The following is a 13,481-nucleotide window of genomic DNA, read 5'->3' on the forward strand; positions in this document are numbered from 1 at the left end:
CGTCTTTCACGCTGTCCCTTCTGGCTACCTCTTTGGTGGCCGGCACCTTCTGGTGCGTATCTTCTTGTTGTTTGTCTGCTGCGGCGCATGCCGTGTCTTCCTGTTCGCCCTATGTAAGCCTCGGTATCACTCCACTTAAAGAACGTTTGCCCATTTAGTGGCGTTTAGCCTGCGGCCTAGTGTCGTGGGCTGGTTTACGTGTAGAAATTTTAAGTTCTAGCTGTTGACAGAAAACTAAAATAAAAATACAGTGCGTTTACACGGTTTGTTTTGTTGCCTTGTTTTGTCGAGGCTTCAATCACAATAATTAAAAGGGCAGATATTCATGCATGTTCCATTTCTGTATCGCCAGCTAAGTTACGTTGCGCTTAACGTAAGCGATTTGTCCCGCTCTACCAGTTTTTACTCGGATCTGCTCGGCCTTGAGCTTAGCGCCGAGCAGGTCGGTGAAAGTTCGGCCTTGCGTTGCGACACCCACGCGGCCAGCTTGCTCCTGTATCAAGCGGATGAGCCAGGTCTGCGTCGGGTGGCGTTTCAGTTGGCGTCCAGTGCCGATCTTGCCGCGGCGGCCACACATTTTGAATCCCGCGGTTATGAAATTTGGCCTATACCCAGCGAAGAGTTGCCATTTTTGCGCGTCGCCGGTGGCTTTCGTCTTTATGAACCCACAACGCGGGTGACCTTTGAGTATTTTGCGTCGGTAATGGATTTAGGTAAGGCGTATCAGCCAACCGTTGCCAATATTCAGCGCCTAGGTCATGTGGTATTGAGGGTGGTCGACTTAGATGGCTGTTGGGAAGTATTAGAGCGGGATTTTGGTTTGCTAAGTTCCGACTTTGTTGAAGACAAGGCCGTGTGGGCGCGTTGCTATCCCAATCCCTTCCATCACAGTCTTGCACTAGTAAAGAGCCCTGAGAACGGCCTGCATCACGTTAACTTTATGGTTAGCGAGATTGATGATATTGGCCGCGCCAGAAATCGCCTGATTGATGCCGGTGTCGATATTGTTTTTGGTCCCGGTCGCCACAAGCCCTCGGGCAGTGTGTTTCTCTACTTCCTTGATCCCGATGGTATGACCGCCGAGTTCAGCTTTGGCATGGAAGAGTTTCCCGAAGAAAACGCGCGGGAGCCGCGTATGTTAGAGAACTCCTCAACCACTATGGATTTGTGGGGTGGTAAACCGAAGCCTACTTTCTCCAGTGCCGGCGTTATCGCTGGCAAGGATCGCTAAGCATGGTCGCGCAAACTTTAGTGGGAAAACTTGCCGTTATCACCGGTGCTTGCAGTGATATTGGCAAGGCCATCGCCAGCTCCTTTTTAGAGGCTGGTGCTGACCTCGTTTTGGCCGATCTAGATGCCCAAAAATTGGCAGACCTCAAGGCGGACCTCGTTGCGCAGGCTAGCGCAGAACAGCGTATTGCCGTAAATGCTGGCGACTTGTCACTTCAAGCCGATGCCGAGGCCCTGATTCGTCTTGCTGAGGAGTTGGGCGGTGCGGCGATACTGGTCAACAACGCTGGCGGCGGCATAATTAAGTCGTTTTTAGATCACACGCCAGAGACACTTACCCAAACAGTGAACCGCAATTTGTGGACGGCGCTATGGTGCTGCTGGGCGGTATTGCCGGGCATGAAGGCGCGGGGCTTTGGCCGCATTATTAATATTGGTGCAGATTCTGTGCGCAATGGGCTGGCTGATCACGCTGCCTACAATGCTGCCAAAGGTGGCGTTCACGGTATGACAACGGGTTTGGCGCGGGAGTTTGCACGGGACAATATCACCGTAAATACGGTTGCGCCCTGTGCAGTACAAACAGCTGCATTGGCGCACTTTCTTGATAACGATCCCAATACAGCCGAAAAATTTCTTAATGTTATTCCCATGGGGCGCGCGGCGAAAACGAATGAGGTTGCCTCAATGGTGCGCTACCTCGCCGGTGACGATGCCGCGTTTGTAACAGGCCAGGTGATTAGCGTTAACGGTGGCTCGACAATGCTGTGAGCATTTTCCGGTCAGCTTGTAAGTGATCCGCCGAGCCGACGTCCCAGATTAATTAGGAGAACAATAATGAATAGTGATGTTATCGCTAAAGACGAGCAGCAAGGCGATGAGTGGGCTTTTATCTGCAAAGTTGCTGATTTGCCACGTAATGATATTGGTACTGCCAAGCATCCTGGCGGTCGTTTAGATTTAGCGATTTATCAGCTCGACGGTGAGATCTATGTGACCTCGGACCGCTGTACCCACGGCGCAGCTTCTTTAAGTGAAGAAGGTGAGCAGCAGGGCCATATTGTGGAATGTGCTTGGCATAACGGTCGATTTGATGTGCGCACTGGCGAGGCCTTAACCATGCCTTGCCGCACGCCGCTGCCGTTCTTTGATGCCAAGGTAATCGACGGTGATATCTATATTAATCCCAAGCCTAAGCGTTTTAAAAAACCTGAATAAGCACGCTTAATCTTTATTTAAAAATAAGTAATTTAAATTATTCGGCGGAGAAAAACATGAGCGAAACGAATCCTGAGATTGGCAAACGCGCAGAACTACGTAGTGGCTACGGCGCAAATTACCTAGAGGCCGGCGACAAGAGTAAGCCCTGTGTGATACTGCTGCACGGCTCAGGCCCCGGCGTCACTGGCTATGCCAACTGGCGCTTATTGCTGCCTGAATTGCAAAATGATTTTTATGTCTTGGCGCCAGATGTGGTGGGTTTTGGTTACACCGATCACCCCGAAAATTTTGAATATAATATGGATAATTGGCTGGCCTTTGTCTGTGACTTTATGGATGCCGTTGGCGTGAGTAAGGCGCACTTTGTGGGTAATTCCTTTGGCGGTGCGCTCAGCTTAGCGATGGCAGCGCGCCACCCCGAGCGGGTTGAGCGTTTTGTGATGATGGGTGCGGCGGGAATTCATTTCGAAATTACCGAAGGCCTACGTCTGGTGTGGGGCTATAAGCCATCGGTAGAGGCGATGGCGGGGCTGATGTCGGTATTTGCGTATAACCAAAATCTCGTGAGTGACGCGATTATTGAGTCGCGCTACCACGCGAGTATTCGCCCTGGCTATCAGGAAGCCTACGAGAAGTTATTCCCTGAACCCATGCAAGAAAAACTCAACGGCCTGTGTATTCCCGAAGACGAAATTCGTTTGATTAACCATGAGGCCCTCGTCGTTCACGGCCGTGAAGACGTCATTGTGCCAATGGAAAATTCTATCAAGGCGCATCGTCTATTGAAAAATTCCGAGCTGCATACCTTCGGTGAATGTGGTCACTGGACTCAGGTGGAAAAGCCCCGCGCCTTTGCCGATCTAGTGCGAAATTTTTTAATGCGGGTTTGATCTTTATATAGGGTTTTAAAATATGTCATTAAAACAGCGTGCCGCCATTATTGGGTCTGGGAATATTGGCACCGATCTATTGATTAAAATGTCTCGCTCTGAATGGTTAGAGCCAGTGTGGATGGTCGGTATAGACCCCGCCTCAGAAGGTTTACAGCGCGCTGCGGCGATGGGTGTTAACACCACTGCAGACGGCGTAGACGGTTTGCTTGAAGCGGTTAAACGAGATGGTATTACCATTGCCTTTGATGCGACTTCGGCCTACGCCCACGCCGAAAACAGTCGTAAGTTGACTGAGCTGGGGGTGACGATGATTGATCTAACACCCGCTGCGATAGGTCCATTCTGCATTCCGCCAGTCAACCTCGCCTCCCTCGCGGGCAGCGACTTAAAGAATGTGAATATGGTGACCTGCGGTGGCCAGGCAACGATCCCAATGGTGGCGGCGGTGTCGCGGGTGCAAGCGGTAAGCTACGCAGAGATAATTGCCACTGTGGCGTCAAAATCAATTGGCCCGGGAACCCGAATGAATATTGACGAGTTTACTCGGACTACCGCCAGCGCAATAGAAAAGGTTGGCGGCGCTGCCAAGGGCAAGGCCATTATCGTCGTTAATCCCGCTGAGCCGCCGTTAATGATGCGAGATACCGTGCATTGTTTGGTGGAAGGTGAGGCTAAGCAACAAGAGATAGTTGAATCAGTACACGCCATGGTGGCTGAAGTTCAAAAATACGTGCCCGGCTATAAATTGGTGAACGGTCCGGTATTCGACGGAAAAAAGGTCACGATCTTTTTGGAAGTGGAAGGCCTTGGCGACTTCCTGCCCAAATACGCGGGCAATTTGGACATTATGACAGCGGCAGCACTGCGCACTGGCGAAATGCTGGCGCAGCAACGGGCAGAAAAAGGTGGAGAATAATATGCAATCATCAGTAGCGGTAAAGCTCCACGATATGAGTCTGCGTGACGGCATGCATTCTAAGCAACACCAAATAAGTATTGATGAAATGGTCGCAGTGTCTACCGCCCTAGACGCTGCCGGTATGCCACTTATTGAAGTGACCCACGGCGACGGCCTTGGCGGCGCATCCTTGAACTATGGTTTTCCTGCGCACAGCGACGAAGAATACCTCAACGCGGTGGTGCCCAAGATGACGCAGGCCAAGGTATCGGCCCTGCTACTGCCCGGCATTGGTACCGTAGATCATCTGCGCATGGCAATTAGCTGTGGTGTGAGCACCATTCGCGTTGCCACCCATTGTACCGAAGCCGATGTAAGTCAGCAGCATATACAGTTTGCCGCTGAGCAGGGCTTAGACACCGTTGGCTTTTTGATGATGGCTCATATGGTGAGCGCTGAGCATTTGCTCGCGCAAGCCAAGCTCATGGTCAGGTACGGCGCTAACTGCATTTATTGCACAGATTCAGCGGGTTATATGCTACCGGCCGAAGTCAGCCTTAAAATTAAAACCCTGCGCGAAGCGCTGCCCGCCAATGTCGAGATTGGCTTTCATGGTCACCACAATATGGCGATGGGTGTCGCCAACTCTATAGCTGCGATCGAAGCCGGTGCCAGCCGAATCGACGGCTCGGTGGCAGGCTTGGGCGCGGGCGCGGGCAATACGCCTTTAGAAGTATTGGTTGCCGTGATGCATCGTATGGGAATGGCGACCGGCATTGATTTATACAAAATTATGGATGTTGCCGAAGACCTGATAGTACCGATGATGGATCAGCCCATCCGCATTGATCGTGACTCGCTCACGCTTGGCTACGCTGGTGTGTACAGCTCCTTCTTGTTATTTGCAAAACGCGCGGAGCAGCGCTATGGCATTTCTGCTCGCGATGTATTGGTCGAATTAGGGCGGCGCGGCACGGTGGGCGGTCAGGAAGACATGATTGAAGATCTGGCGCTGACGATGGCGAAGGAACGGGGAATTTTGGCAGGAGTCGCGTCATGAGTGGCACATCATCGCCGCTGATGCTTGCTGATCAGCAGCGGATGTTGCGCATGGCGGCGCGGGCACTGAGTCGCGCAGGTTTGGTACACGCTTTTGGACACTGTAGCTTTAGAGAAAATGACGATTACTTTTGGGTGTGTCCAGCTATGCCCATGGGCTGTATTCCCGCCGGGGCTGAGAATCAGCGAGTGCCGGCGCGAGGGCCGCTGCCTGAAGGTGTGCTTGGCGAAGTACGTATTCACCAAAATCTATACGCCTCAAGGCCTGAAGTAAATGCGGTCGGTCGCATTATGCCGCCAGCGATCATGGCACTGTCTACACAGGGTTTAACGCCGCGCTGTCGCCATGGTTTGAGCGCCTATTTTGGTAATGATATTCCGCTGTGGCGCGATCCGCGGCTGCTGCGCAATGACGAGGCTGCAAAGGCCTTGGTTGAGCTTATGGCCAAACGACCCGCTCTCGTAATGCGCGGCAATGGCGCAGTGATTGCGGCAGCGTCTTTAGAAGAAATGCTGAGCTACGCGTGGTTTCTTGAAGACACTGCACGCTTGGAACTACAAGTTCGCGCTGCCAATTTTGCGCCTGAGCAGGGTTGTTTAGATCAAGATGAGATACGCGATCGCCACGTCACTACCGGTAATGTATTTGGTCGTATGTGGCAGTATCTCACCTTAGAAGATCCGGAGTATGTCGCTTAGCGAATAAGCGGCGTGAAGTATAAATTTAACGCTTACACAAACATAACAAGAGGCTGAAGTGTGATGAATGATCCGCTAATTATAGATGATATGGAGCGTGGCCAATTCAAAGTGGCTCGGCGCAGTTTTACTAGCCAAGAGATCTTCGAACAAGAGCGCGATAAAATTTTTCAGAATTGCTGGCTGTATCTTGGTCATGAGTCTGAGTTGCTTGAGCCGGGCGACTTTGTTAGCCGCACGGTAGCAAATCAAAACCTGTTGTTTGTGCGTGGTCGCGACAATGAAATACGCGCTTTCTTTAATGTTTGCCCTCACCGCGGCGCCACGGTTTGCCGCGAGAAAAAAGGCAAGGCCAAAAGCTTTCAGTGCATGTATCACGGCTGGGTATTTAAAAATACCGGCGAGATCGCCCACCTTTCTGGTGAGCCCGCTTACGCCAAAGATTTTAAAGACGAGGGTAATTGCAATTTGCGCGCGCTGCCGCGTTTAGATCAGTACGCAGGCTTCTATTTTATAAGCTTTAAGCAAGATATTGAGCCGCTGCCAGATTATTTAGCGGGCGCCAAGGACTATCTCGATATTGTCGCCAATCAATCAACCGCAGGCATGGAAATTGTAGGCGGCACGCAAGAGTACTCGATTCGCGCCAATTGGAAGTTACTGGTGGAAAACAGTGTTGATGGCTATCACGCTGAGACCACCCACGCGACCTATCTCGATTATTTGATGAACACCAATGGTAGTTTGTCGGCAACCAAACTGGCGGGCAAGGGTTATGACTTGGGCAATGGCCATGCTGTTATTGAATACAGCGCACCCTGGGGGCGTCCCATCGCTCAGTGGATTCCGATGTGGGGCGAAAAGGGCAAGCAAGAATTAGATCAGGTATACGCCGAACTGGTTGAACGTCTTGGCGAAGACAAAGCTAAGCAAATGGCGACTCTTAATCGCAATATGATTATTTTCCCCAACCTCGTTATTAACGACATTATGGCGATCACGGTGCGCACGTTTTACCCAACCGCGCCTGACGAAATGATGATTAATGCCTTTGCACTTGGGGTAGCAGACGAAAGTGAATGGCGCCGCGAGTATCGCCTGTCTAATTTCTTGGAATTTATCGGCCCCGGCGGATTTGCAACCCCTGACGATGTTGAGGCCTTGGAACATTGCCAGCGCGGTTTCCAAGCTGCTGCCAATGCGCCTTGGAATGATATCTCTAAGGGCATGAAAGCCAAGCAAGCGTCCTTTGACGACGAGTTGCAAATGCGCGCTTTCTGGCGGGAGTGGAATCGCCGGATTAGCACAATCGAGGAGGGTAGCAGCCATGAATAATATTGCATCCCAAGAAAATTTAATGCGCTTTTTTCAAGTGCAACAATTTCTAAATTACGAGGCGAGCCTGTTGGATAGCTGGCAGCTCGATACCTGGTTTGAACTGTTTACTGAAGACGGCGCTTACTTTGTGCCGCCTACCGACGTATCCGCTGAAGAAGCTGATCCAACCAAGCATTTGTATTACATCGCTGACAATCATGCGCGCTTGCAGGAGCGGGTAATTCGCTTGGAAAAGAAAACCTGTCACGCTGAATTTCCGCGCTCTAAGGTTCAGCATTTGGTCAGTAATATTTTGCTTCTCGGCGAAGATGAGCAGGGTCGCATTTTGGCGTCTGCGGCGTTTGTTATTTATCGCACTAAGAATGGCCAAACCGACATGTTTGTGGGTAATTATCGCTATGTGCTGGAAGAGCGTGACGGCAATTTGAAGATCGCGCGCAAGGTCTGCAATCTGGCCCTTGATGGACTTAGACCTCAAGCCAAGATCAGTATTATTTTGTAATCAGCCCGCATACTCATAAACGAAAAGAAAAACGGAAGTGCATAATGGAACAGCAAGAATTAAAAAAAATAAGTGATGAGTTGTATCAGTCCCTGCGCACCGGCGTGGCAGTGTCGCCATTAACCGAGCGTTTTCCGGCAATCACTATCGATGATGCCTACAAAGTGTCACTGAATATGCTGGCAATGCGCGAGGCCGATGGCGAGCGCTTAATAGGCAAGAAAATTGGCGTCACCAGCGAAGCTGTGCAAAACATGCTCAATGTTAGGCAGCCAGACTTTGGCTTTCTGACCGATAAAATGCAGTTTAGCGAGCGTTTGTCTTTAAGCGGTATGATCGCGCCCAAGGCTGAGGGCGAAATTGCCTTTCGTTTGAAAAGTGATTTAAAAGGACCGGGCGTTAGCGAAGCCGATGTATTGGCGGCTACCGATTATATTATGCCTTGCTTCGAAATCGTCGATTCCCGCATTGCTAACTGGGCAATCAAAATTCAAGACACCGTGGCCGATAATGCTTCCTGCGGAAGCTTTGTTGTTAGTGATGCCCACAAAGTCGACCCTCGCGAGCTCGACCTCCCTGCGCTTGAGATGAAAGTGTATAAAAATGGCCAGCTGCTTAGCGAAGGTCTTGGCGCGGCGGCATTAGGCAACCCACTTAGCTGTGTGGCGTGGCTGGCCAATACCCTAGGTGAGTACGGTATTAGCTTGCTTGCTGGCGACATTATTTTATCAGGATCTTTGGTGCCACTAGAGCCGATAAAAGCAGGCGATGAAATGTCGCTGGAAATTTCGGGGGTCGGTTCGCTGGCGGTTGTTTTTGAGTAAAGGAGAATAATAATGAATATGCAGGAAAATATTGCGCTTTGGGAAAAGGCCGCCAAGGCGATTGATTGGTTCCATTCACCTACTATTACTCTCGATGACAGTCGGGCGCCGCTCTACCGTTGGTTTAGCGACGGCCAGTGTAATACCAGTTATAACTGCCTAGATCGGCATGTGGCTGCCGGTCGCGGTGATCAAACTGCACTGATTTACGACAGCCCAGTGACCGATTGTGTGGAGCACATTACTTACGCGCAATTGCTGAAGCGAGTAGAGCATTTTGCCGGGGCCCTGAAAGCCCTTGGCATAGAAAAAGGCGACCGCGTCGTTATCTATATGCCGATGGTGCCAGAGGCGGCAGTAGCGATGCAGGCTTGCGCGCGCATTGGCGCTGTTCACTCCGTGGTGTTTGGTGGCTTTGCCGCTAATGAATTGGCCTCGCGCATTGATGACTGCGAGGCCAAGCTGGTGATTTCGGCGTCTTGCGGCATTGAGCCAACTCGCTTAATTGCTTACAAACCGCTGTTAGACGAAGCTATTGAATACTGTAAGTATCCTCCGGAAAAGTGCATCATTCTACAGCGACCACAGTTGCAGGCGGATATGCAGGCTGGCCGGGATTTGGATTGGCACGAATGTGAGAGCACTGCCAAGCCTGCCGAATGTGCGGTGCTACAAGCCACTGATCCCCTGTATATTATTTACACCTCCGGCACCACCGGTAACCCCAAGGGCGTGATTCGCGACAACGGCAGTCATTTGGTTGCGATGGATTGGAGTCTGGAGAATATCTACGGCATCGATCCTGGTGATGTGTTTTGGGCGGCCTCTGATATTGGCTGGGTAGTGGGGCACTCCTATATAGTTTACGGCCCGCTTGTCCGCGGCGCGACAGCGCTGATGTTTGAAGGCAAGCCGGTGGGCACCCCAGATGCGTTTAGCTACTGGCGGCTGATTGAACGCCATAAAGTGAAGGCCATGTTTACCGCGCCGACGGCGATTCGCGCGATAAAACAGCAAGATCCAGAGGGTCACGGTCCAGAAGATTTCGACCTGTCGAGCTTGCAAAACTTGTTTTTGGCGGGGGAGCGAGCAGACCCAGACACTATTCAATGGGCCGAAAAACAACTCAATATTCCTGTTATCGATCATTGGTGGCAGACCGAATTAGGTTGGCCTGCAGTGGCAAATTGCGCTGGTCGTGGTCTATTCCCCGTTAAATACGGTTCATCGGGCAAATGTGTACCGGGTTTTGATGTAGTGGTACTCGACGAAGCGGGCGACACTTTGCCTGCAGGTGAGATGGGCGCGCTAGCGATTCGCCTGCCGCTGCCGCCTGGGACCTTGCCGAGCTTGTGGAAAAACGATCAGGGCTTTATCGATAAATATTTAAGTCGCTACCCCGGTTTCTACAATGCCGGTGACGCAGGTTATATCGACGAAGATGGTTATGTGTTCATTATGAGCCGCACCGACGACGTTATAAATGTTGCCGGTCATCGTCTTTCTACTGGGCGTATGGAAGAAGTGCTCGCCGCCCATCACGACGTGGCCGAGTGCGCGGTGTTTGGCGTGAATGATGCCATGAAGGGCCAAGTGCCGGTGGGCCTATTGGTACTGAACGCCGGTTTAGAGCGCAGCTCCGAGGATGTGGAAAAAGAGGCTGTTGCCATGGTGCGTGAGCAAATTGGTGCGGTGGCCTGCTTTAAGCGTGCGGTGGTTGTTAAGCGTTTACCAAAAACGCGGTCTGGCAAGATATTGCGCGCCACATTGCAAAAAATGGTTAATGGTGATGTTTTTAAAATACCCGCAACAATTGACGATCCGTTAATACTTGATGAAATCAGTGAATCGCTGGGCTTATCGGTTCCAGAGCATATTGATGATGATATACCTGAGTATTACTTACGCTCGGTGTTTATGTGATTAGTCGTTAGTGATCATCAATAAGCGTGAAACCCTCGTTCGCTGGCGAGGGTTTCTTGGTCTGAAGGTTTTACTTCGCTAGTGAAATATTATTGATGTGAAGTACTTGACATGGGGGGCAAATAGTAGAAAAATAGTTTCTTAGTAAATTACTTATAAACTATAAGGTCGGCGCGTAGTGTCGGAACGAGTAATTTGGTATTGAGAACAAGGTTTCTATTTGGTCTTTCGTCAAGCATTTACCCTTGCTGACGGTTTGGCTGCTTTGCATGTTGGAGTAGCCTTTTTTAATAAAAAAGTGGGTGTAGAGCTAGGGCTCATTGCTGGTTGCTAGCCATTATTACTACTAAAAACAAAGTTTTATCATGGCTTGACGCCATTGTGACTTCCCCAATACCATGAGCTGTTTGCTAACGAACATCGAATTGGACAAGGGAGTAAATGGGTGAGAGGGATAGAACGATTGCGGTCGGTGGAGCGCACCACAGAGCCATTGGCAAAAGCACTACCAGAATTGCCTAAGCAGCAAACCATATTGGTGCGCTTGGTGAGAATTGCCGCCTACGGTCTTGGTGACTACTTTGGCGGTGTGTTTGATGAGCTAGGACTGACCGAGCACAGCTACCATGCTTTGTGTGTTTTGGTTGCTAGCGACAAGGGCAGTGCGTCACCCAGTGAGTTAAGTGAATTGGTTGGCACCAGCCGTCCCAATATGTCCAAGGTTATCGTCACCTTAGAGAGGGCCGGTTATATCAGTCGTAAGGCCGGAAAATTAGATGGTCGTCGCAGTGTGGTTGAAATTACTAAGCTCGGCGAACAAGTCGTCAGCAAGGTTACCCCCAGTGTTGCCGGGCCGGTAGATAATGCATTTTCGGGGCTGAATGATAAAGAGCAGGCAGAGCTAGATCGATTATTACGAAAGGCAATTGTGTCTTTTGATGAGGCCAAGTTTCGCTAGGAAAAGCTGAGCTTGGTGTTTTTACAACAAGCGAGGTATATAGCGATGGATGAGAAAACTGCCTTTCGGCATGAATTAATTAGCGCATGGTGCGGCCCAGCCTTCTTAATTAGCTTTATTATTTTTTGGGTTATTCTTGGTCATAATTTCCCCAACCCTTCACCGGCATTAACGGCTGACGCACTGCAAGCACGCTATGCAGAAAATCTTGGCTCTATTCGGCTTGGATTTATTATCTCGATGATTATTGTGGTTTTTTACCTGCCATGGACCGCCTTACTCAGCACCCAAATGGCACGTATAGAAGGTCGTTTCCCAGTAATGGCCTACCTCCAGTTACTTGGCGGTGGCTTAACCGTGATGGTGGTTTCTTTTAGCGCGTTTTTCTGGGTGGCGGCGGCATTTCGTCCCGATCAAGACCCAGCTACCACACAAATGCTAACGGATTTAGGTTGGTTGTGTATTGACCTTCAATACGCCTGTACCACCTTGCAGATGATTGCAGCGGCCTTGGTTGGCTTGGCCGATAAGCGTGAAGTACCACTTTTTCCAAGATGGGCATGTTACGTCACCATCTGGTGCGGTCTTAGCTTCCTGCCTGCGAGTTTGACGGGTGTTCTTAAGACCGGCCCCTTTGCTTGGGACGGTATACTGAGTTACTACATTCCTTACGCTTGCTGGCTTGGCTGGTACACAATCGCCAGTACTTACATGATCAAAGAAGTGAATCGCCGCATAAAAGCAAGTGAAGGTACTGCTGTGACTAGCCCGAGTTTGTCTCGCGCGTAGTAAAATCTGCTGGCTCGGTAATTCTATCAATTTAAAGAGTTTTCCGAGCTACCGATCAGCTGCTGATTAGAATAAATATCCGTTCGTGGCTGATCGGGATCCTTGATCTTAAATAAAGGGAGTAGTGCGTGAGCATTTCTACTATCGAAAAAGAAAGGGCGCCGGCTGTAGAAGAAGGCATCTTAATATTTATTTTTGCTGATATGTGTATGTTCGCCTTGTTCTTCATCACCTACTTGATGGAGCGTAATGCTGATTCCACAGTGTATATAGCTTCTCAAGCGAAGCTAAATCAAACCTTGGGTGCAATTAATACACTCATACTCTTGCTAAGTTCTTGGTTTGTGGTGCTGGCGGTAAAAGCACTTAAACGAAACGCTCAGCAGGCTTGCGCTGTATTCCTCGCGTCAGCATTTTTTTGTGGTGCAGTTTTTATTGTAAATAAGGCGATGGAATACAGCGCGAAAATTCAAGATGGCGTGACCATTCTGAGCAATGATTTCTTTATGTTTTATTACATTATTACCGGTATCCATTTGGCGCATGTGGTCGGTGGTATGGTGATTTTGCTGGTACTTTTTATTAACACTCGGCGAGGTAAGTATAGCGCTAACAATGTTGCCGCAGTTGAAAGTGGTGGCGTTTATTGGCATATGGTTGATTTGCTGTGGATATTTATTTTTCCGCTAATCTATTTTTTGGGGGCGTAAATATGGCACTGCTTCGAGATAACAAAAATCTGGTCGCCATGGGTTTGTTGTTGGCAACGATTGTGTCGTGGTTCACATTTGAAGAATTTCATGGCTATGTGATTGCATCGGTAGTGATAATTTTGATCTCTACGGTCAAGGTTAAGGCGGTTATGAGCTCCTTTATGGAGATAGAGGCAATGCCTGGGCCATGGAAATACATGATGAATGGCTGGTTGGCGGTGGTTTGTCTATCTATGTTAATAGCCGAGTTAATGTAACGAACTGTTTGTAACTTATTGATATATAATATTATTATAATAAAAACAAAAGTGTGTTAGTAAGCGCCTGTGGAAATTTCTGTGAATTATGCAGAGTTTCTCATGCGCTTAACTTCTTCTTTATTGTTCAAAATTACCAATCAGTAACCTGGTGCTTGCAATTATATAGTTTCATGG

The 13,481-nt window shown here is 49.7% G+C and carries 15 protein-coding genes; all 15 read left to right on the plus strand.

Annotation, left to right across the window (positions count from 1 at the left end; translation table 11 throughout):
- Positions 1–325 precede the first annotated feature (325 nt).
- The 15 genes from AB4876_RS00435 to AB4876_RS00505 all read left to right on the plus strand — a co-directional run bounded on the left by AB4876_RS00435 (position 326) and on the right by AB4876_RS00505 (position 13,304).
- A complete protein-coding gene (locus tag AB4876_RS00435) occupies positions 326–1,231 on the plus strand; it encodes a VOC family protein (RefSeq protein WP_368379688.1) in 906 nt (301 codons plus the stop codon).
- Between the two features lie 2 nt (positions 1,232–1,233).
- The gene (locus tag AB4876_RS00440) at positions 1,234–2,001 is read left to right on the plus strand and encodes an SDR family oxidoreductase (RefSeq protein ID WP_368379689.1); all 768 of its coding nucleotides are present in this window, start codon (positions 1,234–1,236) and stop codon (positions 1,999–2,001) included.
- A gap of 66 nt (positions 2,002–2,067) precedes the next feature.
- Positions 2,068–2,448 carry a non-heme iron oxygenase ferredoxin subunit gene (locus AB4876_RS00445; RefSeq protein WP_368379690.1) on the plus strand — a complete coding sequence of 127 codons (381 nt, stop codon included), beginning with the start codon at positions 2,068–2,070 and terminating at the stop codon, positions 2,446–2,448.
- 56 nt (positions 2,449–2,504) lie between these two features.
- Entirely contained in the window at positions 2,505–3,341 is an 837-nt protein-coding gene (locus AB4876_RS00450; protein ID WP_368379691.1) for an alpha/beta fold hydrolase, read from the plus strand.
- Between the two features lie 22 nt (positions 3,342–3,363).
- Positions 3,364–4,260 carry an acetaldehyde dehydrogenase (acetylating) gene (locus tag AB4876_RS00455; protein ID WP_368379692.1) on the plus strand — a complete coding sequence of 299 codons (897 nt, stop codon included), beginning with the start codon at positions 3,364–3,366 and terminating at the stop codon, positions 4,258–4,260.
- A gap of 1 nt (position 4,261) precedes the next feature.
- Positions 4,262–5,302, plus strand: a complete 1,041-nt coding sequence (gene dmpG, locus AB4876_RS00460; protein ID WP_368379693.1) for a 4-hydroxy-2-oxovalerate aldolase — start codon at positions 4,262–4,264, stop codon at positions 5,300–5,302.
- On the plus strand, positions 5,299–6,000 hold the full coding sequence (locus AB4876_RS00465) for a class II aldolase/adducin family protein (protein WP_368379694.1): 702 nt from the start codon (positions 5,299–5,301) through the stop codon (positions 5,998–6,000). Before dmpG ends, AB4876_RS00465 begins: the two co-directional genes overlap by 4 nt.
- A 63-nt stretch (positions 6,001–6,063) precedes the next feature.
- Positions 6,064–7,335 (plus strand): aromatic ring-hydroxylating oxygenase subunit alpha, encoded by a 1,272-nt coding sequence (locus AB4876_RS00470; RefSeq protein WP_368379695.1) that lies wholly within the window; start codon positions 6,064–6,066, stop codon positions 7,333–7,335.
- Positions 7,328–7,840: an aromatic-ring-hydroxylating dioxygenase subunit beta gene (locus AB4876_RS00475; protein WP_368379696.1), complete on the plus strand. Its 513-nt coding sequence runs from the start codon at positions 7,328–7,330 to the stop codon at positions 7,838–7,840. The genes AB4876_RS00470 and AB4876_RS00475 overlap by 8 nt, the downstream gene beginning before the upstream one ends.
- Before the next feature lie 44 nt (positions 7,841–7,884).
- Positions 7,885–8,664 carry a fumarylacetoacetate hydrolase family protein gene (locus AB4876_RS00480; RefSeq protein WP_368379697.1) on the plus strand — a complete coding sequence of 260 codons (780 nt, stop codon included), beginning with the start codon at positions 7,885–7,887 and terminating at the stop codon, positions 8,662–8,664.
- A 12-nt stretch (positions 8,665–8,676) separates the two neighbouring features.
- Positions 8,677–10,587 carry an AMP-binding protein gene (locus AB4876_RS00485; RefSeq protein ID WP_008246051.1) on the plus strand — a complete coding sequence of 637 codons (1,911 nt, stop codon included), beginning with the start codon at positions 8,677–8,679 and terminating at the stop codon, positions 10,585–10,587.
- 445 nt (positions 10,588–11,032) lie between these two features.
- Positions 11,033–11,545: a MarR family winged helix-turn-helix transcriptional regulator gene (locus AB4876_RS00490; RefSeq protein WP_368379698.1), complete on the plus strand. Its 513-nt coding sequence runs from the start codon at positions 11,033–11,035 to the stop codon at positions 11,543–11,545.
- Between the two features lie 45 nt (positions 11,546–11,590).
- The gene (locus AB4876_RS00495; RefSeq protein ID WP_368379699.1) at positions 11,591–12,334 is read left to right on the plus strand and encodes a hypothetical protein; all 744 of its coding nucleotides are present in this window, start codon (positions 11,591–11,593) and stop codon (positions 12,332–12,334) included.
- A 128-nt stretch (positions 12,335–12,462) separates the two neighbouring features.
- A complete protein-coding gene (locus AB4876_RS00500; RefSeq protein WP_368379700.1) occupies positions 12,463–13,044 on the plus strand; it encodes a cytochrome c oxidase subunit 3 in 582 nt (193 codons plus the stop codon).
- A 2-nt stretch (positions 13,045–13,046) separates the two neighbouring features.
- Positions 13,047–13,304, plus strand: coding sequence for a cytochrome C oxidase subunit IV family protein (locus tag AB4876_RS00505; protein ID WP_368379701.1), 258 nt, complete (start codon positions 13,047–13,049; stop codon positions 13,302–13,304).
- The last annotated feature ends 177 nt before the right edge of the window (positions 13,305–13,481 follow it).

The organism is Zhongshania guokunii (genome assembly GCF_040892635.1).
Lineage (GTDB): Bacteria > Pseudomonadota > Gammaproteobacteria > Pseudomonadales > Spongiibacteraceae > Spongiibacter > Spongiibacter guokunii.